The sequence below is a fragment of the Microvenator marinus genome, assembly GCF_007993755.1.
In the GTDB taxonomy this organism is placed as follows: domain Bacteria; phylum Myxococcota_A; class Bradymonadia; order Bradymonadales; family Bradymonadaceae; genus Allomicrovenator; species Allomicrovenator marinus.
The window spans coordinates 3,831,009-3,855,811 of the sequence record NZ_CP042467.1 but is presented as its reverse complement, the minus strand read 5'-3'; the positions used below and the strand labels follow the sequence as shown (position 1 = coordinate 3,855,811).

Annotated in this window: 20 protein-coding genes and 1 tRNA gene; 11 read left to right on the top strand and 10 right to left on the bottom strand. The window is 57.1% G+C overall.

Annotated features, from left to right (window positions below):
• The first annotated feature begins 25 nt into the window (after nt 1-25).
• A complete protein-coding gene (locus tag FRD01_RS15850) occupies nt 26-1,873 on the top strand; it encodes a hypothetical protein (protein WP_146961325.1) in 1,848 nt (615 codons plus the stop codon).
• On the opposite strand, the gene FRD01_RS15845 is transcribed toward FRD01_RS15850, so the two are convergent.
• The 5 genes from FRD01_RS15845 to FRD01_RS15825 all read right to left on the bottom strand — a co-directional run bounded on the left by FRD01_RS15845 (nt 1,870) and on the right by FRD01_RS15825 (nt 7,697).
• Nucleotides 1,870-3,861: a hypothetical protein gene (locus FRD01_RS15845; RefSeq protein ID WP_146961323.1), complete on the bottom strand. Its 1,992-nt coding sequence runs from the start codon at nt 3,859-3,861 to the stop codon at nt 1,870-1,872. The two genes, FRD01_RS15850 and FRD01_RS15845, sit on opposite strands and share 4 nt — an antisense overlap.
• Nucleotides 3,858-5,063: an argininosuccinate synthase gene (locus FRD01_RS15840; protein WP_146961322.1), complete on the bottom strand. Its 1,206-nt coding sequence runs from the start codon at nt 5,061-5,063 to the stop codon at nt 3,858-3,860. The genes FRD01_RS15845 and FRD01_RS15840 overlap by 4 nt, the downstream gene beginning before the upstream one ends.
• 29 nt (nt 5,064-5,092) lie before the next feature.
• Complete coding sequence (locus FRD01_RS15835; protein WP_146961320.1) at nt 5,093-6,088, bottom strand: N-acetylornithine carbamoyltransferase; 996 nt, start codon at nt 6,086-6,088, stop codon at nt 5,093-5,095.
• 71 nt (nt 6,089-6,159) lie between these two features.
• A complete protein-coding gene (locus tag FRD01_RS15830) occupies nt 6,160-6,819 on the bottom strand; it encodes a hypothetical protein (RefSeq protein ID WP_146961318.1) in 660 nt (219 codons plus the stop codon).
• Nucleotides 6,816-7,697 carry an N-acetylmuramoyl-L-alanine amidase family protein gene (locus FRD01_RS15825; RefSeq protein WP_146961316.1) on the bottom strand — a complete coding sequence of 294 codons (882 nt, stop codon included), beginning with the start codon at nt 7,695-7,697 and terminating at the stop codon, nt 6,816-6,818. The genes FRD01_RS15830 and FRD01_RS15825 overlap by 4 nt, the downstream gene beginning before the upstream one ends.
• 192 nt (nt 7,698-7,889) lie before the next feature.
• Here FRD01_RS15825 and FRD01_RS15820 point away from each other — a divergent pair, with 192 nt between their 5' ends.
• The 4 genes from FRD01_RS15820 to FRD01_RS15805 all read left to right on the top strand — a co-directional run bounded on the left by FRD01_RS15820 (nt 7,890) and on the right by FRD01_RS15805 (nt 12,021).
• Entirely contained in the window at nt 7,890-8,198 is a 309-nt protein-coding gene (locus tag FRD01_RS15820) for a hypothetical protein (protein ID WP_146961314.1), read from the top strand.
• A 172-nt stretch (nt 8,199-8,370) separates the two neighbouring features.
• Complete coding sequence (locus tag FRD01_RS15815) at nt 8,371-8,832, top strand: hypothetical protein (RefSeq protein ID WP_146961312.1); 462 nt, start codon at nt 8,371-8,373, stop codon at nt 8,830-8,832.
• 61 nt (nt 8,833-8,893) lie between these two features.
• Nucleotides 8,894-8,977 (top strand) — tRNA-Leu (locus FRD01_RS15810).
• A gap of 113 nt (nt 8,978-9,090) precedes the next feature.
• Nucleotides 9,091-12,021 (top strand): FG-GAP repeat domain-containing protein, encoded by a 2,931-nt coding sequence (locus FRD01_RS15805; RefSeq protein ID WP_146961310.1) that lies wholly within the window; start codon nt 9,091-9,093, stop codon nt 12,019-12,021.
• 95 nt (nt 12,022-12,116) lie between these two features.
• Here FRD01_RS15805 and FRD01_RS15800 read toward each other — a convergent pair whose 3' ends face one another.
• Nucleotides 12,117-12,542: a hypothetical protein gene (locus FRD01_RS15800; protein WP_146961308.1), complete on the bottom strand. Its 426-nt coding sequence runs from the start codon at nt 12,540-12,542 to the stop codon at nt 12,117-12,119.
• Between the two features lie 49 nt (nt 12,543-12,591).
• Between FRD01_RS15800 and FRD01_RS15795 the strand changes: the two genes are divergently transcribed.
• The 6 genes from FRD01_RS15795 to FRD01_RS15770 all read left to right on the top strand — a co-directional run bounded on the left by FRD01_RS15795 (nt 12,592) and on the right by FRD01_RS15770 (nt 19,720).
• Nucleotides 12,592-13,131 (top strand): hypothetical protein, encoded by a 540-nt coding sequence (locus tag FRD01_RS15795; protein ID WP_146961306.1) that lies wholly within the window; start codon nt 12,592-12,594, stop codon nt 13,129-13,131.
• A gap of 98 nt (nt 13,132-13,229) precedes the next feature.
• Nucleotides 13,230-14,129, top strand: coding sequence for a hypothetical protein (locus FRD01_RS15790; RefSeq protein ID WP_146961304.1), 900 nt, complete (start codon nt 13,230-13,232; stop codon nt 14,127-14,129).
• A gap of 88 nt (nt 14,130-14,217) precedes the next feature.
• Nucleotides 14,218-15,534, top strand: a complete 1,317-nt coding sequence (locus tag FRD01_RS15785) for an NAD(P)-dependent oxidoreductase (RefSeq protein ID WP_146961302.1) — start codon at nt 14,218-14,220, stop codon at nt 15,532-15,534.
• On the top strand, nt 15,534-16,814 hold the full coding sequence (gene preA / locus FRD01_RS15780; RefSeq protein WP_146961300.1) for an NAD-dependent dihydropyrimidine dehydrogenase subunit PreA: 1,281 nt from the start codon (nt 15,534-15,536) through the stop codon (nt 16,812-16,814). Before FRD01_RS15785 ends, preA begins: the two co-directional genes overlap by 1 nt.
• Before the next feature lie 52 nt (nt 16,815-16,866).
• Nucleotides 16,867-18,360, top strand: coding sequence for a CoA-acylating methylmalonate-semialdehyde dehydrogenase (locus tag FRD01_RS15775; RefSeq protein ID WP_146961298.1), 1,494 nt, complete (start codon nt 16,867-16,869; stop codon nt 18,358-18,360).
• 13 nt (nt 18,361-18,373) lie between these two features.
• Nucleotides 18,374-19,720 carry an aminotransferase class III-fold pyridoxal phosphate-dependent enzyme gene (locus FRD01_RS15770; protein ID WP_283808739.1) on the top strand — a complete coding sequence of 449 codons (1,347 nt, stop codon included), beginning with the start codon at nt 18,374-18,376 and terminating at the stop codon, nt 19,718-19,720.
• On the opposite strand, the gene tmk is transcribed toward FRD01_RS15770, so the two are convergent.
• Genes tmk through FRD01_RS15750 form a run of 4 tightly spaced genes read right to left on the bottom strand, consistent with a single transcriptional unit; the run spans nt 19,717 to nt 24,706 of the window.
• Nucleotides 19,717-20,361: a dTMP kinase gene (tmk, locus tag FRD01_RS15765; protein WP_146961296.1), complete on the bottom strand. Its 645-nt coding sequence runs from the start codon at nt 20,359-20,361 to the stop codon at nt 19,717-19,719. The genes FRD01_RS15770 and tmk overlap by 4 nt on opposite strands.
• Nucleotides 20,358-20,771, bottom strand: a complete 414-nt coding sequence (locus tag FRD01_RS15760) for an SRPBCC family protein (RefSeq protein ID WP_146961294.1) — start codon at nt 20,769-20,771, stop codon at nt 20,358-20,360. Before FRD01_RS15760 ends, tmk begins: the two co-directional genes overlap by 4 nt.
• Nucleotides 20,772-20,786: 15 nt before the next feature.
• On the bottom strand, nt 20,787-23,642 hold the full coding sequence (locus FRD01_RS15755) for a TonB family protein (RefSeq protein WP_146961293.1): 2,856 nt from the start codon (nt 23,640-23,642) through the stop codon (nt 20,787-20,789).
• Nucleotides 23,639-24,706 (bottom strand): hypothetical protein, encoded by a 1,068-nt coding sequence (locus tag FRD01_RS15750; RefSeq protein WP_146961291.1) that lies wholly within the window; start codon nt 24,704-24,706, stop codon nt 23,639-23,641. The genes FRD01_RS15755 and FRD01_RS15750 overlap by 4 nt, the downstream gene beginning before the upstream one ends.
• Between the last annotated feature and the right edge of the window lie 97 nt (nt 24,707-24,803).

Below are 24,803 nucleotides of genomic sequence, written 5' to 3'. Positions count from 1 at the left end.
CTTTAACAACGGACAGGAGAGGATCATGACAATCAAGGTGGGAACGAATCAAACGAATCAAGCGGATTGCCCGACACCAATCGAGCCGGATGTCACACCGCCTAAAGCGGAAGAAGCCAAACCGAGCGCAGCCGAAGCGCGCAAAGCGCATGATGAAATGGGTTGGAGCGACAAGTTGTTCGATACGGCGGGTCGGATCAAGGACCTGGCGGGTGACGTGTTCGACGACGGACTCACGGTCGGCAACGCTCTTGAAGCCGCGGACATCGCAGCAGACGCGGTCAAGCAAATACCCGTGATCGGTGACAACTGGATTTCTGCAGGGGTTGACGACCTAACCGACGTCTTGGTGGACGCCCATGAACAGATTGTTGAAAACGGCAAGCCGCCCTTGGAGCTATTGGGCGATGTACCCGGTGCGATGGAACGAGTTGCCGACCGTACAAACGAAAAGCTGAGAGAGTATTTCGGTGACGAGGCGCCACAAATGGCGTCCTCGTTCGAAGACATTGACTGGAATGCCACCCTCGCAATGGTGACTTTGCCGCAAAACCAGATCAAAGCCGTCACAGGTACTTTGCTGGCAGCGACCGAGGTTCTGCGAGAGAACGAGAACAACATCGAGTTCTTAAAGAACACTAATGTCGGGAGGAAGCAACTCGATATCCTCGACACGCTTGGAGAGGTTGCTGGGGCCGGGATTACGCTGGGAATCGGCACGTTTTTCCCACCCAGTTATCTCCTTGTCGCAACAGATGGCGGCGGTGTCGGAGAAAGAATTGTCAATTACACCAAGGAAGCACTTAGCGAACTCTCAAATCCCGACACTGTTCAGGATATGATGGGGATTGCGCTAGGTCCTCCGACATCTGTCGTCGAATCCATGCAACCTGGCCAGGTTCTGAAGAAGGAAATCAGCTTCGAAGCTGAGTTTACTGCCAAAGCAGGGGCCAAGGGAGTAGTCAAAGCCGAAACAGAATTGAGAAAACTAGAGAACGGAGAATTTCAGCTTACATTAAAGTTGAATGGGGCGGCAGCGGCAGCAGCAGGAATCGAAAGCCTTGCGGACGGAGACGTCGGCGGAGAACTGGGCGTAGAAAAGCAGTTCATCATCAAGGATCCGGCAATAGCTGCAGCACTTGCCAGACCCGACGCCACTGCCCAATATCTGCGCTTGGCACGAGACGGAAAGATTGATGGGGTGGTTGAGTCTAAATCTTTGAAATTTTCAAATACGGTAGCAGTAGAAGCCGAAATCCTATCCATTGTGGACATTAACTACTCTCAAACAGTTGCCGTTGATCCGATCAATGGAGCATTGGAGGTCTCCGCCAAAGGGAGTGCGGCACTCTCGCTGATGCCATCGTTGCAAGTCTACGCCGAGAAGCGAGAAAACCCTCAACTCGATACGGCTATGAAAGTCTTCGAGGAAATCGCAGGAGGTAAGGGTTTTAGCGGCTCGATTTCTGCTGAAGGAAAAGTTGAAGCAACGGCAGCAGGAGATGTGTCTTTTGTCCTTACGCTCGCTGCCAATGTTAAGAGTCGTGGGGTCGATGTGGACGCAAAAGTTGTTGTGGAGGTTGACCTAGATAAAGCCGCAACTGCGTTAAACATGTCCAAAGACCAGCTCGAGGCTGCACTCGCGAACAAGACCATCGATCCGGAGAAGTTTTGGCAGGACCTCCCACAAGACATCGTTCAGATTAAGCCTGAGTTCAAGACCACTACCTACACAAAATATGATATTGTGGGCGGCGGCCCCATTCAGGCATCCTCAAAGATGGGAGAGGAGAAGTCGTACAATGCTCAGGAGTTCTTGTCTTTTGTCTTGGGGCAGAGCGCGAGTGATCGTCAGATTGCACACATTCGTTAGTGGGAGTAGGCGAGCCCGATTCCGAACTGGATCCAGTGGCCATCGATGATGTCTGTGGCGCTGAAGAAGCCGTTCTCCGAGCTAAACATGACCAGGGGTAGGCGATAGGTCAGGCCGATTTCCAGAGGGAGGTTGATCCAGCCCTCTGGGAGTGCGGTGATGCCAAAGCTTGGGCCTACGCCGGCGAAGAAGTCCACGTCGTCGATATTGCGCAGGCCGGCAAAGACAAAGGGCGCCGCATCAAACATGAACCGGGCCGAAAGTCTGAAGTGGAATTGGTAGGCATAGTCGGCCACCCACTGGTTCTCATTGCCCTCGCCGAGGGTCGTACTCAGGCCTGCGCGCCAGCTTGTGAGGAAGTGGCCCATGTAGTCGAGCTGCTCGAGGAAGGTGATGGACACGCCAAGCTGGAGCACGTTCGATGGGATTTCGAGGCCCGCACGGATGCTCAGGGACTCGTAGGCGTAATCTCTGGGCGGAACGGGGATTGTGCCGTGGACCAGCGGCTCGGGCTCCATACGCGAGCCCTGAAGGCCCGAGACGAGCGTTGCGCGCACCGGCAGGGCTCGGCAGATGAATCCTTCGGCGGTCGCCACCGGCCCACACGCCCCACTCTCCTCATACACCGGGCCGCCCAGCGCCCAATCTACAAGGCTCGCCGTGGTGCTCGCGGCCAGGATGCCGCGCTGGTGCTGGAGCGTACAGGTGGTGAGCATCTCAGGGATGGGATAGAGCACGCGGTCCAAGGTGTCCCAGTCCATGAGGCAAGGCATCGAATTCGGCGGTCCAATCAGGAATTTGTCGCCAAAAGCCCAATAGGAATGGCGCTGGTGCCGGGTATCCATCACCGCGACCACGCCTTCCAAATTGTCATTATCGTGGTCGTGGCGCACCTCGATCAAGGACTCTCGGCTCCGGATCGTGCGCATATGGCCAGACGCAAGGCCGTCTTGGAGATAGTGTAGGCCCGAGGCCTCAAGCACCAAACCGAAAAGCGCAGGCAGAACTTCTTTTGGCACGCCTTGTGCCAAGTACTCCTTCACAGGATCTGACTTGGAGGCGGGCGCGCGCTGAATCCACGCGTCGATTCGCTGTGAGAGCGCATGATTGAGAAGTCGGCACGCCTCAGAAACCTGGCCGGCCGGGCTCAGTGATTCCCAAACATCCTCCTGAAAACCTGCGATATCCTCAATCAAATCCTCGAGCTCCTCCGCCGAGTAATCGAGCGAAGCCTCACACGTGCGCCCGGAGACCTCGAGGGCCGCGCTATGAAAGCCGGTCCACGCGGAGTACGCCAAATCGCCAAAATGCGTGTGGTTTCTCAGGACCAAGTCCAAGTAGTGCGGATTGTAGAACGAAAAGGCTGCCGAAGGGTCTTGCGGCCCAAGCTCGGGCGCGGCCCTTATCCCAGGATGCAAGAGTTTATGCGGGATCTCGGGCCACTCGCCACGCGCCTTGAAATCCTTGAGCGCCGCGTTGACCTGCGCCTGATTCTGCTCGAACTCGGCGACCTCGGTATCACAGGCGGTTTCGGCTACGGTCTCAAGGGTGCCACCCGCCGCACCATCGTAGACCATCCACATCAAGGTGTGATGAATGAGGCCATGTTCGCGGGCGTTCGGCATGCCAGGCACGGGACCAAAGCGCGAGACGTGGTCCCCAAAAGCCGAATAATCCCCGAGCGACATTGGGTGTACGCCGTCCTCAAGGTCTTCGGGGCTCAGGTGATTGATCGCGCTCACCGCCTCCTTCCTGCCGTCCTTGCAATACGGCTTTTGCCAATCGGCAGGGCAAGCAACACCCAGAGCCACGTAGCGCGCGGCCAAGTCCGGGTCGAACTCGGCCTCGAGGCGCTCGGCGAGCATCTCTTGCGCGTGATGGCATGAGTAGTCGGTGAGCCAGGCGTGCTCGAGATAATCCCAGGCGAAGGCCTGCCCCGGCACAAAACACACCAGCCCCGCTAGAATACTTGCCCTCAGGGCTTTCACTTCGAACCTTTGCGGTTGATCTCCGCGTGAAGTGAACTGCTCATACCGAATAGCTTGATAAAGCCTTCGGCCTCGGCCACGCCCCAGTCGGCGGACTGAGCGTAGACTGCGCCTTTCGCGCGAAGCAGATGCTTTGAGTCCACCTCAACGGCATGAACCGTGCCGCCATTCGTCTCCAGAGTGACGGTACCGTTGACGTACTTCTGCGAGCTCTCAAGGTAGGCTTCAAGGTCGTATTTGAGCGGGTCGTAGAAGAAGCCCTGGTAGGCGAGCTCAACCCATTTGCGGGCGATAACTTCTTTGAACTGGTTTTGCTTGGACGTGGTGACGCCTTCTTCGAGCGCGCGGTGCGCGGTGTGCAGCGCCACGATTCCCGGAGCCTCAAAGACGATGCGCCCCTTGAGGCCGATCGTGGTATCGCCCGTGTACATGCCGCGGCCAACGCCATACGCACCAAACTTTTTGTTCAGAGTCTTGAGAATCTCAGGGCCGCTCGTAGGCACTCCGTCAATCGCTACGGCCTCGCCGCGCTCAAAAGTCAGCTGCACGCGCAATGGCTCCGCAGGCCACTCGGCGCGAGGGCGACAAATCTTATAGGTTTCGGGGCCGGGTGCCTTGAACTCGTCGATTTCGGAGCCGGAAACGGTGACGCCGAGCACGTTCTCGTTGATGGTGTAACGCGAAGTCTTCGCGCGCACGCCGAAGCCGCGCTCGTCCAGGTATTTCGCCTCGTACGTTCGCACGTTGTCCACACTGGCTTGAATCTCACGAATCGGTGCGAGGATAGTGTAATCGCCCAGCGCTCGTACCGTCACATCAAAACGCACCTGGTCGTTGCCCATTCCGGTGCAGCCGTGTGCAAAAAACTTGGTGCCACGGGCGTCTGCGGCCTCGAGCGATTTTCGGACGATCAAGTAGCGGTCCGAGCAGAGCAATGGGTACTGGTCTTGGTAGAACTTGCCGCCGCGGATGAGCGGCACCACGACTTCGTCCCAGATGTCCTGACCCGAGTCCGACTGAATATGCTCTACGGCGCCGAGTTCGCGCGCGCGCTCTTCAATGTACGCCGCTTCTTCGGCATCAACCCCGCCAGTATCGCAAAAAAGCGTGACCACGTCGTAGCCCTGCTCGCGCAGATATGGGACGCAGAAGCTCGTATCGAGACCACCGGAGAACGCGAGAACAGCTGTTTTCTTAGACATCGGAAATACCTTCGGGGCGGGAACTAGGGTTAGGCGAGTAGGTGCTTCATGAGTGCTTTTTGCACGTGCAGCCGGTTTTCGGCCTCCTCGATGATCAAGGAATTCGGCGAGTCGGCCACTTCGTCGGTCACTTTTACATTGCGACGCATCGGCAAACAATGGCTGAAATAGCCGTTATCGGTGAGCGCCATCTTCTCGGCATCTACCATAAAGTGCTGGTGTGCGTCGCGAATCGGCTTCTCGTCTTCCCAACGGCCGAAATAGGGAAGCGCGCCCCAGCTCTTGGCGTAGACCACGTGCGCGCCTTCGTAGGCTTCTTTAGGGTCGTGCGTCATGGTGAAGCTCGCTCCGTTTTCGGAGCAGAATCGCTCGGCGGCCTGCATATAGCGGGGGTCTAGCGCGTACTCTGGGGTTGGGCAGAGGAGCGTGACATCGAATCCAAATTTTGAGGAGATGAGCAAGCCCGAGTTGGCCACCGCTGTGTTGAGTGGCTTTGGGTGGTAGGTCCACGTGAGCACGAACTTCTTTCGGTCTGTGGTGCCGAGCTTCTCCTGGAGCGCCATCATCAGCGCGAGCTCCTGGCATGGGTGCGTGATGGTTTCCATGTTGATGACGGGCACCGTGGAGTAGCGCGCAAATTGTTTGATGACGTGGTCTTCGCGGTCCGTGGACCAATCCTTAAACTTCGGGAAGGCGCGCACGGCGATGCAATCGAAGTACCGAGAGAGCACCTGGGCCGCCTCCTTGACGTGTTCCTCGGACTCACCGTCCATGACCACGCCGTCTTCGAACTCGATGGGCCATGAGCCTGCGCCGGGTTGAAGTACCACGGCGTGCCCGCCGAGCTGATGCATTCCAAGGTCAAATGAAGAGCGTGTCCGAAGCGACGGATTGAAGAAGACGAGCGCGATGGACTTCCCTTTCAAGGCGTCGCTGTAGCGCACCTCCTTTAGGCGTCTTGCGTCGTCCAGGATGGTTTGAAGTTCGGCTCGGCTCCAATCTTCGGTGCTCAGAAAGTGGCGCATGGTATTCCTTGTCAACGGGGCAATCCTCGTTGGCTAAATAAAACCAAACCCAGCTGATGACTAGTTAAAATCTAGAGTTCTGAAGCGGGCCGCAGATCTTTGGGGATTTCGGTGATGGGCTCGTTGGCAACCACCGCGCGGGTGTAGAGGCCGACGCGTACCGAGCAGACCTCGTTCTGGCCCTTCATGGCTCGGATGAGCACGGTGCCATTGGTTTGCGCCACCGACTGCATGGCTTCAGCGCCCTCACAATCCACACGTTCGCGGATTTCACGCGCGGCGATCTCGCCGGCAGAAGTCAGGTCAATGGGACCTGCACCTTCACGCGCCTCCAGCCTGAAGTAGACGGTGTCCGCCACATCAGCCGAGTAGACCAAACCAAAGGCATGACCTTCTGCGTAGCGCCCGTCGTGGACTACTTCGAGGACGTCTTCGCCCTTTTTGAAACCCAGCTCAATTTGACGGTCTGTGACGTTGAGCAAGGTGATCTGCACCCCACCCTGCGCGATATGGGTACGCCCTGGCGCCAAGTCGACCACCTCAACAGACGAGTCTTCACCCTGGGAAACCTCGGGATTCTTGTGAGGCGGCGTCATATTGGGCGCGGGGATCTTGCGGTCATCATCCGTCAAGGTGTGGCGCATGGTGACGTCTTGGGGTTCTTCGGCGGGCGGCGAAGACGCACACCCGATCAGGCCCACCAGACACAGGAAACTGACAAATCGAATCACGGATTATTCTTGCGGGTGAGTTTTTCGTCGAACTCAAGGATCGCGTTGTGTAGAGCGTCAACGAGGGCTGTGCGATGTTCCACGCTCACCACGTCATGGCCTTCTTCGGGGTGCGACACAAAGCCAGCTTCCATGACGACTGCGGGCATCTTTGCGCCGCGAAGCACGCCGAAATTCGCCTGTTTAACGCCGCGGTTCACAGAGTTTAGGTGGCCGGCGAGGCTCGAGTTGACCACTTCAGCGAGGAGCCCGGACTCTTCGTTTTGCTTTTGGCGAAGCAAGTCTTCGCGCATGAACACGATCGGATCGACGGGTTGTTCCACCTGGTCTTCCGGCGCCCCGACTACCTGTCCGTTGGACGCCACCATCTCGCCTTTGACCTCTTCCTGCCCAGGAATGGTCTCATTTGCGCGCAAGAAGTAGGTCTCGAAACCTAGAGCGCGGGGGTGCGTGGCGGCGTTATAGTGCAGTGAAATGAAGAGATCGGCGTTGACCTTATTAGCCAGCTCGATGCGCTCCGAGAGGCCGAGGCCGTGGTCCCAATAGCGCGTCAGGATGATCCGAGCATCTGGATGTTCAGCTTGCAGGCGTGCCCGAAGCTCATAGGCCAACTCAAGGGTGAGATACTTCTCGTGTACATCACAGACGCCGAGCGCACCCTGATTCTCTCCGCCGTGGCCCGGGTCCAAAACGATCGTCCTGATCGCTCTGAGTGGTCTGGCATCTTCGTTTGGTTGGTGCGTGATCTGGCGCACGCGATCATGCGCGGCGAGTACTGCGGCCAGGTCTACGCCGCGGACATTTGCCGGCGGGACCGCATAAACACTGCCCGAGATGATGCATAGTGCGGCTGCACCTATGATATCGCGAATCTTCATTTGAAAACCTCTCCAGTTACCTTCCGTGGTTTCTGGCTTCGTGTAAAGGCATCGTAACAGCGGGTTAGACCTCGTCAAACTTCTTAAAATAAAAAAAATTCTCAACACCTCGTCAAATCGTCCAAAAATAGTATTTGGGGGCGTGATCTCCGCCCTCGTATTTCAACTTTTCACCCAGATTAAGGGGGCGATATGATAAGACTAAGTCCAAACATCCCAAATCCTCATGAGGCCTGGTGCCTGAGGTTATTCTTGCCTCTATGTGGCAAGCTCAGAACCCACGAACGGTTTCGAAAGAACCGAGTGGTTGATGCAATACTGCATATGCCGGACCCGGTTCACCATTGGGGGCCATTGGCCACGTATCTGACGCGACGCGACGTGCTTATTGAACATTTTTCAGATTCAGTATCGACGCTGAACTTCGCGTCGTGTCGCGAGAAGATCGCATACGCGTCGTATCGATATCTGAGTCTTAGTACTCGTCCACAGTGGTTCTGAGCAATTGACGCCGTCCCCTCACAACGATCTCTTCGCCTCGCTCCTCGACGATGCTCTGGCATCGCCTACGTCGCGCGACTTCGACCTCCTGGCGAGTTGCTCGCCGTCAACCAGTCACAATCACTGTGGACGAGTACTTAGGAAAGAACGCGGCCAGGTGTTGCATCCTTCAATGGTGATCCTGACGCGAAGACGGCCAGATAAATTGCTGGCAGAGCCCGAGATCTTCAAACCTACACAACATCCTGGAATCTGGATCAACGGTTCTTGGGAAATGGGCCCTATCGTGATGGTTTCAAGCACGAGACTACCTGATGAGCCTGAGTTTGATTGGATGCGTATGTGTGTACGAGTTCCCGACAACTTGGAAGATGTGGAACGAGCCACCGCATTGATTAAGAGGAGCAAAACCGATAAACTTACACGCCAGAGATTGGAGGAAACGATGTTCGATTTTATGTACGTAGATGGGATCAATGTCCTTGAATACACTGAAAGATTAAAGGACCAGTTGAAAGAGGCTGAAAACGCTAGAGTCGAGGCGGAATTGAGATACTCAACTGAAATCCAGCAACTCAAGGCAGATTTGGCGGCACTCAAAGCAAAGATCGACGATCAAGAAAAATCTACTTGACAGACTTTTACACACCCCTTAAAAACCCGGCTCTCATCGATTGAGCAATCAGTCGATGTGTGCGGAAGTGGCGGAATTGGTAGACGCGCTAGACTAAGGATCTAGTGGTGTAAAAGCCGTGAAGGTTCGAGTCCTTTCTTCCGCATGAAAAAACCGGCTACATGCCGGTTTTTTCGTTTCTTGAAACTCAAGACCAGAATGGGGTGGCACGACTTATGCTGATGTAGGTGCATGTAGTGTAAAACCACCGAGGTTAAGATGCATCGAGTTCTTATCTTTTTAAGCCTAATTCTCATCAGTTGTGGCTTCGAAAACACCGAAGATCAACAACTTGAGGGCACCGAGCATTCTAGCGACGACAACGCAGCCCTGGAGACAGATGGCCCCATGCAGCTGGCGCCAAATGACCCCGAACTCGCCGAACTCATGGCCGAGCCAGACCCCGCAAGACCTGATTTTGAGCCGACTTTAGATGCACCGCACGAACACGCTGAAGAGATCCACTACCTTTTTGAAGTGGCCCCCGGCGTTCCTCGCTCCGTTGAGGCCAATCATGAATTCTGGAGCGTGGAGTACCACCTCTCGGACACCGGCTATTCTGAAATCAGAGTTCTCGGCCACCATAACGAGGTTGTTCAGGATTGGGTAGATACGGCGCATTTGATGGACGACCCGAATCCGCCGGCGATCGAGGGGCTCCTCGTTCTGGATCAGCCGGGTTTGCGCGTACAGATCAGGAGCTCCGAAGAAGTGAAGTTCGCGCGTTTTGCGTTGAGCACGGAACAATTCCCGTTTCTGCATGAGGGGGGTCAAGAGACCTCAGAGCTCGAGGACCCAACCCACGAGCTCTTCATCTCTCGCCCGGGCCGCTGGATCCCACCGGCGAGCGTGCTCGCCATTGCCAATACGCAATACGTTTCCTACACCGGCTCGCCGAGCTCGTGTTCGGGTACGTTTAGAGCGGGTACGCGCGAAGTCGCCGAGTTCTTGAAGCGAAATTTCCAGGCGACCTCGTACGGCGGCTACGCATGCCGCGCCAACACGGCGAACCCAAGCCAGTACTCCGTGCACGCCTCGGGTCGCGCGATCGACCTCTTTGTGCCCTTACATAGCGGCGATGCCGACAATGATAAGGGCGACCCTATCGCCAATTACCTGATCCGAAACGCAGTCAACCTCGGCGTGGAGTTCATCGTTTGGGACCGAACCTCGTGGGGTGCCTCGCGCGCCGCGCCTAAACATCGTGCGTACACGGGCCCTCACCCGCACCACGACCACCTTCATATCGAGCTGTCGCCAGCATCCTCGACCCGCACCGGGCGCACGTTCCCGCCCATTCCGGGCTCATGTACACCCCGCGCCGAGACCTGCGACGGGCGTGACAATGATTGTGACGGTCAGGTGGATGAGGGCGTCAAGAATGCCTGCGGGCGTTGCGGTGCCGTACCCACCGAAGTTTGCGATGGTGCCGATAACGACTGCGATGGCCAGGTCGATGAGGGCGAGGTCTGTGAGATCGACTGGATGAACGAGAGGCCCACAACCTATGCGCCATCGGAGCATACTGACGTCAACGGAGACGGGCGTGCGGACGTGTGTGGGCGCGGCAGTGCCGGATTCTGGTGCCACCTCTCAGAAGGTGCCGAGTTCAGCGCAAGCCCTACCCCGGCAGCCGGCATGGCCGACGCGAGCGGCTGGCAAAACCCTAAGTACCACAGCACGATACGCATGGGCGACGTCAACGGAGACGGCAAAGCTGAGGTCTGTGCACGCGCAGCGGCTCGGGTCTTTTGCTGGCGCTGGACAGGAAACGAATGGAAGCGGTTTAACGGCCCAGAGCTCAGCAACGACTCGGGGTGGGACCACATCCGCCACTACTCCACGATTCGACTCACGGACTTCAACGGCGACGGTAAGGACGACCTCTGCGCACGCGCCGGCCGAGGCTGGCGATGCTGGCCGTCCACAGGCAACGGGTTTGGCGCAGGCGTCAACGGGCCTGCTTGGTCCAACGCACAAGGCTTTGGGTCGGCTAAATACTACGGCACGGTTCGTACCGGAGACATCAACGGTGACGGCAAGGAAGACGTGTGCATCAGGGACTCGAGCGGTATTGCGTGCAGCTTGAGCACTGGCACTGGGTTTGGACCGGTCTTCCGCGGCCCCGGATGGAAGGACTCCAACGGGTGGCGCCACCTGACGTACTGGTCGAGCATTCGACTCGGCGACGTCAACGGCGATGGCAAGGCCGATATCTGCGCACGAGCCTCAGCCGGATTGCGCTGCCATTTCAGCCGTGGCGATAGCTTCGGGCCTGCCGTGGAAGTTGCAGCATTGAGCAACGATTCGGGCTGGTCGGACGTCTCGAACCACTCCACGCTACGCCTTGGCGACACGAACGGCGATGGCGCGCAGGACTTGTGCATTCGCGCCAATGCGCGCGTGATTTGCTACGGATGGGACGGCGCGGCGTTCAAGCGGGTCAACGGACCAGAGTGGTCGGACGAGAAGGGCTGGAACACCGCGAATCGCTACAACACCATGCAGCTTGGCGACTTCAATGGCGACGGCAAAGAGGACCTCTGCGCGCGAGCAGCCGCCGGTTGGCGGTGCGTGCCCTCCAACGGCGCGGGCTTTGGGTCGGGCAAAACCCTGGACGAGTTCAAGAACGCTGGGGGGTGGACAGACGTGAAGTACTACTCGTCATTGCGATTCGGCGGGCCCAAGTGCATGGCGTACGAGCTTTGCAATGGCCGCGACGACGATTGCGACGGCGTGGTCGACAACAACCCCGTTAATGCGGGCGAGTCTTGCGATCTGGATGTGGTTCCCGCGTGTATGCGTGCCGAAGAGGTTTGTGTTGCCGGAAAGCTCGAATGCCAGGCGGTCTGGGATGATGCCGACTCCACGTGCGGCGCAAGCCCGGACGGCCCAGAGATGGTGCCGAGCGCGGGGCCGGATGCCCCTGAAATGCCGGACTACCAGGCGCCGGACGGCTCCGGTTCGGGCTCCGGTGCCGAAACGCCACAAACACCGGGCTCGGGACCCGCGCCTCAGATCTCGGCGCAAAGCGGCTGTTCTACGGGCGCAGCCTCGCCTTCGTGGTTGCTCCTCCTCTTGGTGCTTCTCACTGGTCTACGACCACAGCGGTATCGCAAACACGACGTTCGTGGGGCTCTAAGACTTTGAATTCGCCCTCATATTCGGCAGAGATACGAGTCTCAGCGTCTTCGATTAGGAATTTAGAGAACGACCATCGGATGGGTTTTTGCTTCAAAGGTGGATCACACTCTTCCTGATTTCAAAAAAGTGTTTTCATCGCCGTAGATCCGCAGGGATTCACCGTCAAATGCGGGACACGCAACCATGTACTCGCCCATGTCGTACACGTGCGTCTTGCCGGGCTCGCAGATGAATACCGGGGTGATGCCTTTTCCATGACGCTCAATCCGAAAATCTCCCCCAAGCGCGAACACCTCACGTTTGACCATTCCGGAGAAGTCGATTGAAAGCATGGAAAGCTCCGCGGATGGCGACCAGACGCCTGGCACAGGGCTTTGTAGTTGGAAGTTGATCTCAACATACTCGTCAGGCGTAACACAGGCGTTTTTGGACTGAGCGTGCCCAACTCCCGAGACGAGTAACAAGATTATCCAACTCGCCAGAGGGGCAACGACATGAAATACTCCGCGCATGCCGAAGAACATCATTCTTTTCGCCCTTCTTCTCGCTGCGTGTTCCGTCCAAAAGGACGAGCCCATGGACACGCAGATTCCAAAAACCCTTGCGCAAATTGCGCCCGAGGTAAAACCGATGGCTGAGTTTTCCGTGACACGCGTCGTCTACCACCGAAGCACATACGATACCTCCAAGGTGGGTTATCCTTCAAATGGGCCCGGTGACACCTATGTTTACACGGCTGAAAAAGACCCCGAGTTCGAGAGTTTCATCAAGGACCTGCTCGACCAAACTCGTGTCAATGACGCCGTGACTTTGCGTGATTATATCGGGTTCAGACTGGACCAAAACCGGGATGAGATAAAGCGGATCGATGCGCTGGGCCCTATGTACCGCGCGCCATCCGGATCTGGCGTAAATACGTCTTTTGCTCTTTTTGACGGTGAGCGCGAACTCTACGAGTTCCAACCCGACTTAAGGCGCTATTCCGGCGAGCTGGTGAGGAATCTGTACACAAAGACGGTTGCGGCCGAAAACAAGATTGCGGCAGAGCCGTTTGAAGACGGAATTCCGCGAAAAGCCGACGATATCATGCCGCCTCCGCCTCAAAAATCTGAGTAGACAACTGGCAACCCGTTGAAATATCAAACATTCGATATTTGGCATGGATCATGGAGATATTCCATTTCGTCGCTCTTGACCTAAGAATGGAGTCTGAAATGAAAAATGCACTGAATGGATTGTTTGTAGTTACGGTTTTTGCGCTGTGCGCCCCTTCTCTGAGTTGGGCCTGCTCACCCCCAATCTACCCACTGGAAATCGGCGCCGCGGTCGGAAACCCTGATGGCGTCGCGTTCACTGTGATTGATGATGGATGGGGAGGCGCGATCACAGCGGAGCTCACACTCGGCGGTGAGACGATACCGGGAACCACAGAAGCGGTTAGGGATACTGCCTACCACATCTTCAGACCCGCGGAACCTCTGGCAGAAGGGGACTATGAGCTCTCAGTTTCGAACGAAAACAGCAGTGATGGAGCTGAAGTATCGGTAGGCCCAAAGCTCGACCTGAATCTGGACATACAGACCAAAGCTGGAATCCACGAGTCAATTTTAGATATCGTGTGTTGCCCCACTCAAGACGGGGGCTGCTTCGACTCGTGTGAGTCGTGTTCTTCGTGCTGGCCTAGTGGTTACAAGTACTTCCGCGAGGTCAAAGTGGACGTCTCAGCTGGCCAGCCGGTGGTGATTTACGTCCAGGAAGTTGGCGACCCCGGTATCCAAGCAGCGATCAATATCTCTGGTAGCAATACGTTCAAACTGCGCGACCCCGCCTTGAGCGACGACGACTTCTGCGTCACCGTGGTGGTCAACGACCTCGCCATGAATGAACTGGACTCTCGGGAGGTCTGTGTAGCTCCTGGCGAATTCCCAGAGGTGGTCGAAAGAGTTCCGGATGCGCGTGAGGAAGTCAGCCAGTGCGCGGGACCTCCGAACAACACAGAGGACGTGAACTGGCAGCGATACGGGGAGAAGTCTGGCTGCTCAAGCACCAACTCATTCGCCTCATTCCTTCTGCTTTTGGTCGCATTCGGCTTCAGACGCATGCGCGCGAGCTAGCTCGTACCTGAAATCGCTTGCAAAAGGGCATGCAAAGGCCCTATCTTCTGCCTCTTGTTTTACGAAATTTCATCATAGGAGCAGAATGATGAGCGACCAACCCTCTGCGTTGGCGACCAACTTCGCGGATTATAAGCCGTTGATGGATCGCAATGCGGCACTGGTAGAAGCCAACAGGTGTCTTAATTGTTTCGATGCACCGTGCATCCGCGCGTGTCCTACCGCCATCGATATCCCTGGATTCATCAAGAAGATTGCAACGGACAACCTGAAGGGTTCGGCGCGAAAGATTCTGGAGGCGAATATTCTGGGCGCGTCTTGTGCCAGGGTTTGCCCGACTCAAGAGTTGTGCGAAGGCGCATGCGTCCTGCACGACCTGCACGAGGAGCCCATCCAGATTGGGCGTCTACAACGCTATGCCACGGACCGGGTGGTGCTTGAGAAGAAGCCGCTTTTTGCAGCAGCCCCGAAGAACGGAAAGCGCGTTGCGCTCGTGGGCGCGGGTCCGGCGAGCCTTGGGTGTGCGGCGGAGCTCGCGCAGCTTGGGTATGAGACGGTCTGTTTTGAGAAGCAGGCTCAGCCTGGCGGCCTCAACACTTACGGCATCGCCGACTACAAAATGGACTACGCCACCGCACTCGCTGAAATCGAGTGGGTGCAGCAGATGGGCGTGGAGATTCGCTGCAATACCGAGGTTGGAAAGGACGTCTCGGTGGAGTCATTGATGAATGATTTCGACGCGGTCTTCTTAGGGATTGGCCTCGACGGCGTGGGGCCACTAGGCATTCCAGGCGAAGACTTGGACGGCGTGCGGGATTGCCTGGAGTTCATTGCGGAGCTCAAGGTGCGTCCTAAGGAAGAAGTCTCGCTCGTGGGTAAGACCGTAGTGGTTCTCGGCGGCGGAAATACAGCCATTGACGCCACTACACAATCCGCGCGCCTTGGGGCCGAGCGCGTATACATGGCCTACCGCCGCGATGCCGCGGCCATGGGCGCCTACAAGCACGAACAGGAGCTCGCCAAAAAGGACGGCGCCGTCTTTGTGTACAATGCGCAACCCGTGGGAATAGAAGGCGCAAACGGCAAGGTTACGGGCGTGAAATTTGTGAAAACCGCGGTTGTGAATGGCCGACTTGAGTACGTGGATGGCTCAGAATACGTGCTCGATTGCGACGTGGTGTTGAGGGCGACGGGTCAGGGGAAGCTGACCGGGCTTATCGCCATGTTTGACGGGGTTGAGACGGACTCGAAGGGTCGCGTTAAATCTGCTGAAGACGGGCAGACCACGAACCCCAAAATTTGGACCGGCGGCGATTGCGTCAGCGGCGGAAAAGAAGTGGTGAATGCTGTGGCCGAAGGAAAACGCGCCGCACAATCCATCCACGCAAAACTAGGAGCAAACTAATGGCTGACCTCAAATGTAATACCGCGGGCATCATCTCGCCGAACCCTTTCTGGCTCGCGTCCGCACCGCCTACGAACACGGGTGACCAGATCATGCGCGCGTTCGATGCGGGTTGGGGCGGCGCCGTTTGGAAGACTCTGGGTGAGCCGATTGTCAACGTGTGGTCGCGCTATGGCTCCGTGGATATCAACGGCGTCAAGATGATGGGCCTAAACAATATCGAGCTCATCACGGACCGCCCCTTGGACGTGAACCTCAAAGAGATTTACGAGGTCAAGAAGCGTTACCCAAACCACGCGGTGATCGTGAGCCTTATGGTGGAGTCAAAGCGCGAGGCCTGGCACGAAATCGTCAAGAAGGCTGAGGATGCCGGTGGCGACGGGCTTGAGCTCAACTTCGGCTGCCCTCACGGGATGAGCGAGCGCGGCATGGGCGGCGCTGTGGGCCAGGTCCCTGAGTATATCGAGCAGATTACCGGCTGGGTTAAGGAAGTGGCCACGGTGCCTGTGCTCGTGAAGTTGACGCCGAATATTGCGGATATCCGCTATGCAGCGCGGGCGGCCAAGGCTGGCGGTGGCGATGGTGTGAGCCTTATCAACACCATCAACTCGATTATCGGCCTTGATTTGGACACCTTGGCGCCGAATCCTCCGGTCAACGGCCTTGGGTCTCACGGAGGCTTTTGTGGTCCGGCCGTCAAGCCTATCGCCCTCAATATGGTAAGTCAGATCGGCACCGACCCCGAGACCCTTGGTCTGCCGATCAGCGGCATCGGTGGTGTGTCTACGTGGCGAGACGCGGCGGAGTTCATCGCGCTCGGGTCGAGCAGCGTTCAGGTGTGTACAGCCGTGATGCACTACGGTTTCCGAATCATCGAGGACCTTGTGGACGGCCTCAGCAATTACCTGGATGAAAAGGGCATGACCATGGACGAGCTTCGCGGCGCGAGCCTTCCGAAGATTCGGGATTGGAAGGAGCTCGACCTCAATTACAAGGTCAACGCGCGCATCGACCAAGAGAAGTGCATCGGTTGCGGACTTTGTTACACGGCGTGCGAAGACGGCGCGCACCAGGCGATTTTCTCACGGCGACGTGAGGACGGGCGTACCTTTGTTGAGGTCAAGCCGGACGCCTGTGTCGGTTGTAATCTTTGTAGTCTTGTATGTCCTGTGGATGGGTGTATCGATATGGTTGAGATTCCGACCGGCTTCGACCCATGTTCGTGGGAGCAGTACCAGTCGGGCGAAGGTAAGTTGGCACCGAGACCGGCGGGACATTAGAGAGCAATACACGCGGGCTCTGTCTGCGTAGACAATAGAATTAGGAGACCCAATGACACAGTTTGCATTCCCCACACGAAGCTATGAATTTACGCCTTATGTAGACGCCTTGAACTGGATCGGAGGCCAATGGTTGCCATCCGAAACCGGGCGAAAGGAGCCGATTTTCAACCCTCGCCATGCCAAAGAGATGGGCTCGGTTGTTTACTCGGATGCGCGAGATGTGGAGAAAGCATATCAGTCTGCGGCGGCGGCTTCGGCCGCGTGGCGCGCCATGCCTACACGCGAGCGCGCCCAGATTCTCTTCAAAGTAAAGCAGCTTATGGAGCGCGACTTTGAGGAGCTCAGCTGGCTGCTCTCTCACGAGAACGGCAAGTGCATCGGGCAAGCGCGGGGTAGCGTGGCCAAGGGCATCGAGTGCCTCGAGTTTGGCGCGTCTATGGAGAATATGGCTGACGGTGGTCAGCTCGACGTGAGCCGCGGCGTGAACTGCCGTGTGATCCACGAGCCAATTGGCGTTGTGGCAGGTATCGTGCCTTTCAACTTCCCGACTATGGTGCCGCTTTGGATGATTCCACAGGCTCTGGTGGCCGGAAACGCTTTCATCCTAAAGCCTTCCGAGAAGGTGCCCTACGGGGCTATGCGTCTGGCTGAAATCTTCAAGGAAGCCGGCCTTCCAGACGGGATCTTGAATATCGTCAACGGGGCGAAGGATGTGGTGGAAGCCATTGTAGACCACCCGAAGATTCCTGCGATTGCCTTTGTGGGCTCTACGCCTGTTGCGAAACTTCTCTACGGGCGCGGCGCAGCGCTCGGAAAGAAGATGCTCTGCCTCGGTGGTGCAAAGAATCACCTTGTGATCGTCCCGGATGCGGACAGAGAACTTACGGCGGCAAACGTTGTGGCGTCTTTCACGGGTTGCGCGGGCCAGCGCTGCATGGCGGCATCTGTGCTTCTGGCCGTAGGCGACGTGGACCACATCATGAACGATATCATCTCTCAGGCTGCGGCTATCCGGCCCGGCGTGGATATGGGCGCCGTGGTGTCTCCTGAGTCTAAGGAGCGCATCGAGCACTACATCAACGACGCCGAGAAGCGCGGCGCAAAGATCGTGGTGGACGGGCGCGGCGCAACGGTAGAGGGACAGCCTGGTTGGTGGGTTGGCCCTACCATCATCGACCACGCCACGGCGGATATGCCAGCAGCGCACGAAGAGATCTTTGGACCGGTCATCACGGTTGTCCGCGTCAAGACCCTGGACGAGGCTTTGGCCATTGAAAACGCCAATCCGTTCGGAAACGCGGCGTGTATCTACACCACAAGTGGTGGTGTGGCTGAGTACGCCATCAACCGATTTGAGGCCGGAATGTGCGGCGTGAATGTGGGCGTGCCTGTGCCGCGTGAGCCGTTCGCGTTTGGTGGTTGGAACGACTCCAAATTTGGTCATGGAGACATGACGGGCATGGACGGCTACCGGTTCTGGACGCGGCCTCGCAAAGTCACCACCAAGTGGGCCTTGCAGACCGACACCACCTGGATGGGTTAGTCGACGCGGATAGATAGAGTTCAAAACAAGAGAGAAGAGCGTGGAAAGCAAAGAAATGATCGACTTGTGCAAGCAGCACACCATGTACACCTGGGCCAAAGGCGATGCCGTGGACCCGATTCCAGTAGAACGCGCCGAAGGTGTGTACATGTACACGCCAGATGGTCAGCGAATCCTCGACTTCAACAGCCAGCTGATGTGCGTCAACATCGGCCACGGCCACCCGAAGGTCATCGAGGCCATTAAGAAGCAGCTCGAGCAGCTGGTCTACGTCTATCCCGGAACGGCAACGGCTGTCCGTGCGCGCACCGCAAAATTGCTCTCCGAGATCGTGCCCGGTGATATCAACACGTTCTTCTTCACCTCAGGCGGCGCAGAAGCCAACGAGAACGCGATCAAGATTGCGAGGCAGTACACAGGCCGTCACAAGATCCTAAGCCGTTACAGAAGCTATCACGGCGCCACAGAAGCCTGCATGCAGCTCACGGGTGACCCAAGACGTTGGGCGAACGAGCCGGGTGGTCCAGGTTACATCAAAGTCATGGACCCACGGCCGTACACCTACTCGTTCGGTGAAACCGACGAAGAGAAGACCGCCGAGAACCTAAAGTATTTGGAAGAAGTCATTATGTACGAAGGTCCGCACACTATCGCGGCGATGTTCGTAGAAACGGTGACGGGCACCAACGGTGTGCAGCCTCCTCCGGCCGGATACCTCAAAGGGCTCAAGGCCTTGCTTGAGAAGTACGGCATTCTTTTGGTTTGTGACGAGGTTATGGCTGGGTTTGGCCGCACGGGCAAGATGTTCGCGTTTGAACATTATGATTTTGTGCCCGATATCCTGACTATGGCGAAAGGCCTGAACAGCTCGTACATCCCGCTCGGCGCTGTGGGCATGAGCGATAAGCTCGCCGCGCACTTCCAAGAGAACGTGTTCTGGGGCGGCCTGACCTATAACTCACATTGTGTGGGCCTAGCTGCAGCCGAGGCGACCATTCACGTGATGCGTGACGAAGGCCTCGTCGAGAATGCGGCGAAACTCCAACATGTGATGCGCTCGGAGATGGACCGACTTCAGGCGAAACACCCATCGTTCAAAGAAGGGCGCGCCCTTGGATTGTTCGGCATGGTGGACCTCCAGAAGAACTCAAAAGGTGAGCCAATGGCGCCGTACAACGGGGCTCATCCGGCGATGAACGAGCTTGGTAAATTCTTCCGCGACAACGGACTCTTCACGTTCGTGCGCTGGGGCTCTTTCATGTGCAACCCACCTCTTTGTATCACCGAAGAACAACTCAAGGAGGGCTTCGAGATTATCGACCGCGGCCTTGAGATCACCGACCGCGCCTTTGAGGGCTAATCAGCCAAATGGCTGAGAATCTCTTGAAGACACCGCGCGTGAATCGTGCCGATATCCTGGGTGGCATCTAATCTAAGAATCGGCTCGCCGGCCTCCTCTAGGAGGCTCATCACCTGCGCGTAGCGGCCGTGAAGCCGCGTGAGTTTCTCTTGGGTTTCGTAGATATCTCGTTGAGCGCGGCTCCCCATACGCTCAAGGCAGACGTCTACAGGCGCCTCAAGAAAGATAGTCAAATCGGGGCGGCGCGCGCGTGAATTTAGCTCACGAACCCAGGCCACATCAAAATGCTCACTCTCGTCCACATCACCCTGATACACGAAGCTCGAGGCGTAGTACCTGTCTGAGATGACCACTTTTCCTTCGTGCAACGCGGGCACGACGGTATTTTGAACGTGGTCGAGTCTATCGGCGGCAAAGAGCAGGGCGAGCGACTCGCGGTTGACGGGCTCAAAGCCCTGGGGGAGGCGGCTTACAACGCGCATGCTCAACATCTGCCGTATCAAGACCCCGATGGGTCCGTCGCTCGGCTCCCGTGTCTGAATGGCTGGACGGTCTGATTGGCGCAGGGCTTCCACCATCAACTGAGTTTGAGTGGTGGTGCCGGCGCCATCGAGCCCTTCAAAAACAACGAACAAACTCATGATTTCTCCAGGGCCTCAGCCCATTTCTTAAGTCCTTCTTCGAGCTGTATTCCTGGGAATCCAAAGGCCTCGCTCACGATATCGCCTATACGGTTTGCGGGCGGATCGAAGGAGAGCACGAAGGTCACATAGGTCTTCGCGCCTGCGGCGTCAAAGGCCACGGAGCCTGCCAGCGGCACCCCTTCACAGGACTTGAACGCCACGAGTCTCGAGTCGATGATCTCGGTGTGCTGAAGCACAACTTTCGAGGCCCGAAAGATTCCCTTGTACTCAATTTCCCAGTGTCCTTCTTTGTGCTCAACGTTTTGCGCAAAGGCAAAATGCTTCTCTAGCCCGCGAAAATCCGCCCACGCTTTGAACGCGCGTTCGGCCGGGGCCGAAACCGAGAGCATATAACGGATTGTGGCCACAAGACTCCTTTTACATCAGAACTGTGCCGAGATACCGAGTGTTGGAAGAATCGGCAAGCCCGTGACAGGCTCTGAGTCCGTGAAGTTGTAGTTGTAGCGGATGCCCTCTTGGTTGGACGCATTGTAGACGTTCTGAACGTCCAAGTAGAGACCGAGCAGCCAGGTATCGAAGACGAACTTCTTGTCCACCCGAAGGTCGAGCTGGTGGAAGGTAGCCTTTCTCACCGAGCCACGCTCACCGTAAATAGGCTCGTAGTCATCCGTTTCAGAGTTGTACACGCCACCCACAATAGGAGTCTCAGGCGCACCTGTCACAAGCCGGAAACGGCCAGACACATCAAAGCCGAACGGCAGGTTATACCCCGCGACCAGGGTCAAGATATGGCGTTGGTCGTACTCGTACGGCACGTACTTGTTGGTATCCAAATCGAGGCGCTCAGCCCAGCTTAAGGTATAGGCGAGCCAGCCGAAGAAACGGTTTTGAGGGTAGTGGCGTACCAAGAGCTCCATACCGTACGCACGGCCCTGACCATCGTTTGCCCAGATTTGAGGCACTGTTTGGCCCTCTTCGTTGACGCGGAACGCCGAAGTCGGACTCAGGACGTCAAACTGGTCGCGGTAATAGAAGGTCGTATCGAACTCGAGGTAGTCGCGCGGACGCCAATCCGCGCCGAGCGCATACTGCAAGGTCTTCTCAAAGGTCAGATTCGGGTTTCCGAGCTGGGCGTCTTCGGACCCCGCAATGGTCGGCTGCGAGAATAGGCCCACACCGCCTTTTGCGGTGACGCCTTTGTAGAGTTCATATCGGAAGGCAAGCCGAGGTTGCACTGAGGTCTTCTTGATCTGTCCGAAGTGGTCCACACGCACGCCGGGAGTCAATGAGAGAGCATCCACAGGCTTGAGCTCGAACTCCGCGTAGACGGCAGGTTGGAGCTGTCCAGATGTCGCGTCTGCGGTCACGCCGTCACGGCTAAAGTTCGGACGCCCCTGCCCCTCGCCGTTATCCGTGTCTTCGTCGTCTTCAAACCTGGGCGTCACGATCTGATAGTTCGCATACCCGAGGAAGAGGTCGGTGCCGAGTCGCAAGGTGGTGCGGTCACTGAATTTGAGGCGCGTGTCGTTACGGATTTGAGCGATATCAGCCGTGATATCGAAGAAGAAATTCTCAGCAGCTTCGAATCCGGCCTTGTTGACACCGTAGGCCACCATCAGGTCGTTTTCGATAGGCAAGTCCGGACGCCATTCCCACCTGAACTGCCCACGATTGAAGGTGTTTTGCAGGCGCAGCCCAGTGATCTGAACCTCGGCGTTACCCTGAGGTTCACCTGGCGGCAGCAGTGCTTCAATACGGTCGTCCGAGCCGTAGAGGAAGAGCTTGAGTTTGTGGCCCTTAAAGCCCTTGTAAGTCAGCCAGCCTTGATAGTCGTAATAGCGCGGCGCCACGAAGACATCCGGGCCGTCCTCAGGCAAGATGAACGGCAAAAAGAGGTCGAAGTACGAGCGCCTCCCTGAGAGTGCAAAACTTAGGTCTTCGGTAATCGGCCCTTCGACGAGCACCGAGGTGTCCAAGAGGTCGATATCGATCATACCGTGAAAGCGGTCGGTCTTAGGGTCGCGCGTCTTGATATCGATGATGCCGCCCGTGGCGCGTCCGTAGTAGGCGCTGAAGTTACCTGGGTAGAAGTCGATACTCTGAATCATCTCGGAGTTGATAACGGCTGGGCCACCGAAGAAGTGGTAGACGAGCGGGATATTATCGCCTTCGAGGAAGGTCTTGGTGTCCTGTGGCGCCGAGCCACGCACCACAACCAGACCGCTCACGAACGGGGCACGCGCCACGCCGGGAAGGTTCTGAACCACGCGGACTACGTCACCACCGGTGCCTGGTATTCGCCGCACCTCTTCGAGGTCGATGCGCTGCCGGTTGACCTCGGTACGCGCGCGGCGCTCGGTGGTCGTGACCTTGTACTCGTCATAGAATTCTTTCTCGATGTAGAGCGTGGCGCTTGCGCGCTCCCCTGCCCGTACTTCGATCTGGGACGTAGACGTGAAATAGCCATTACTGCTCACGCGGAGTGTGAAGGTACCTGCAGGCACACCGCGAAGGCCATAGCGGCCGTCCTTGTCGGTGTAGACTTCTTGAATGGGATCGCCAGAATCCTGGTCCACCAGCTCCACCCGCACAGCGGAGAGTGGCGTCCGGGTACCCGACTCACGGATCTCACCCACAAGATTCTCAGCCGAGGCCGAAAGGCTATAGGTTGCCGAGCTCTCCTCGCCGTTAATCAGCGAAATCTCGGTCTGGAAGTCGTCATAACCGGTCACGCTGAGGGTGACCTGGTAGTCGCCCGGTGGCACGTTCGTAAACGAAAATGCGCCGGTATCGTCGGTGGTGGTGCTCACGGGCTCTGGCGCAGGGTCGTATTCGTTGCCCGCGTACGCGATGCGCACCGTGGCCTCGATGCCCTCTCCCGTTTCCTTGTCTACGACCTTACCGACGAAACTCGCCGGCAGAATGGGGAGCTCGAAGGTGATCGTGAACCCGAGCACAACGGGCGAAGGAACACCGTTGATCTCAGCGGGTTCAAAGAGGAACTTCTCAGCCGCAGCCACAGCGTTCTCATCAAGCCCAAACCCAAGGCCTTCTAAGACTTCCACCTTTGTGACATTGCCCTGCGCGTCGAGTGTTAGCCTGAGCTTAACCGCCCCTTCGACACGGTTGTCGATCGCCTCTTGAGTGTACTCAGCTTCAGCGGCTTCTTTGAGCGCCGGAGCCTTGGTCACACGAACATCGGCTTGTTCTTCATCTTGGGCAAAGCTCACGCCCGGCACGCACAGTGCCAACAACATCAATATCCAAAATTTCTTCATCGTCTCCCCACCACGCGAAGGTCACGCTCAATCCAATCCGTCCCAAGTCTACCGTCGCGGGTAATCGCCCAAATCTTGATATCGCAGGTGGCCTCGTTGTCCGGGCATTCGTCAATTCGGTACTCAGTCACGCTCGACGCATCAAGCGTATTCAAGCCTTCTTTGAAGAGCTTTTCGCTCTCATCATAGCTGCCCGCAGTGGTCATCCATCGGTAGACTACTACTTCACTTTCGATGGGTAGAAAGTCTCGATCCGAGCCTTGCGGTGCGGGTGGGGTCCAAAGGTCGATGCTCTCCGGGCGCACCACCGCTCGGAATTCGAGCGGCACACCACCGTAAATATCCAACCCTTCGTCGGGAATTGGCACCCACCATTCTTCGATATCGTCCACGGGTTCAGCCACCCAATCGAGGCCTTGGTCGATGAGATACTCAGCGTCCGAGACTTTCAGCGGTCGGATCTCAATTGCCTGAACGTCAGGGTTGTTATTCTCAAGCTCCGCCTGCGTCCACAGGTTCATGCGCTTACCAGAGATAATCTCTTCACCGCCGCTTCGTGCAACTAGCCGGATGGACACATCGAGCCCGCGATCGCAATCGACCACGGGAACGAGCGCTGCAACCTGTGGAGGTGCATCTGCCAGGGACTCCTGTAAGCTCTCGCAAAAAAGCTGAATCAGCTCTGGGGTTGCGGGGTAGCTAAGCTCAGCGGTCGGCTCGGTGCCGAGGTCAAAATCAGGGATTGGAAGCTCAAAACCCTCTGGAAGGTCGCCACCTTCGGCCACGAATGCGTTGAGTTCTTCTTTGGTGAACGGACACTCAAAGCCTTCGCCTGCCTGCGTCCTAAACGGACACCATTCCCATTGATACTCAACTTCCTCACCGTCCGGCACGTAGACGAGCGCATCTAAGACCGCGGTTTCGCCCGGCCGAAGTTCCGGCTCGGAGGTGCGAAGTGCAAGCACGCGAAAATCAAGGATACGCCAGTACGGGTCGAACTCTCGGCCACATGAAGTGCCCAGAGTAAGAAGCGCCAGCGCCATCAACAACCATTTTGATTTCATCGAAGGGTCCCTAAATAGTTCATCCTATTTACCATCTCCCTAGGTAGATGCACGTTTTTGGCGTGTGATTCCCTCGGACCCATACTTCGCGCGGGCC

Excerpts from the sequence above, each read along its gene's own strand:
- tmk (WP_146961296.1), bottom strand. The coding sequence starts at position 20,361 with ATGAGTTTGTTCGTTGTTTTTGAAGGGCTCGATGGCGCCGGCACCACC.
- FRD01_RS15790 (WP_146961304.1), top strand. The coding sequence starts at position 13,230 with ATGAAAAATGCACTGAATGGATTGTTTGTAGTTACGGTTTTTGCGCTG.
- FRD01_RS15825 (WP_146961316.1), bottom strand. The coding sequence starts at position 7,697 with ATGAAGATTCGCGATATCATAGGTGCAGCCGCACTATGCATCATCTCG.
- preA (WP_146961300.1), top strand. The coding sequence starts at position 15,534 with ATGGCTGACCTCAAATGTAATACCGCGGGCATCATCTCGCCGAACCCT.
- FRD01_RS15755 (WP_146961293.1), bottom strand. The coding sequence starts at position 23,642 with ATGAAGAAATTTTGGATATTGATGTTGTTGGCACTGTGCGTGCCGGGC.
- FRD01_RS15835 (WP_146961320.1), bottom strand. The coding sequence starts at position 6,088 with ATGCGCCACTTTCTGAGCACCGAAGATTGGAGCCGAGCCGAACTTCAA.
- FRD01_RS15805 (WP_146961310.1), top strand. The coding sequence starts at position 9,091 with ATGCATCGAGTTCTTATCTTTTTAAGCCTAATTCTCATCAGTTGTGGC.
- FRD01_RS15840 (WP_146961322.1), bottom strand. The coding sequence starts at position 5,063 with ATGTCTAAGAAAACAGCTGTTCTCGCGTTCTCCGGTGGTCTCGATACG.
- FRD01_RS15800 (WP_146961308.1), bottom strand. The coding sequence starts at position 12,542 with ATGATGTTCTTCGGCATGCGCGGAGTATTTCATGTCGTTGCCCCTCTG.
- FRD01_RS15820 (WP_146961314.1), top strand. The coding sequence starts at position 7,890 with ATGATAAGACTAAGTCCAAACATCCCAAATCCTCATGAGGCCTGGTGC.
- FRD01_RS15795 (WP_146961306.1), top strand. The coding sequence starts at position 12,592 with ATGGACACGCAGATTCCAAAAACCCTTGCGCAAATTGCGCCCGAGGTA.
- FRD01_RS15750 (WP_146961291.1), bottom strand. The coding sequence starts at position 24,706 with ATGAAATCAAAATGGTTGTTGATGGCGCTGGCGCTTCTTACTCTGGGC.
- FRD01_RS15775 (WP_146961298.1), top strand. The coding sequence starts at position 16,867 with ATGACACAGTTTGCATTCCCCACACGAAGCTATGAATTTACGCCTTAT.
- FRD01_RS15785 (WP_146961302.1), top strand. The coding sequence starts at position 14,218 with ATGAGCGACCAACCCTCTGCGTTGGCGACCAACTTCGCGGATTATAAG.
- FRD01_RS15815 (WP_146961312.1), top strand. The coding sequence starts at position 8,371 with ATGGTGATCCTGACGCGAAGACGGCCAGATAAATTGCTGGCAGAGCCC.
- FRD01_RS15850 (WP_146961325.1), top strand. The coding sequence starts at position 26 with ATGACAATCAAGGTGGGAACGAATCAAACGAATCAAGCGGATTGCCCG.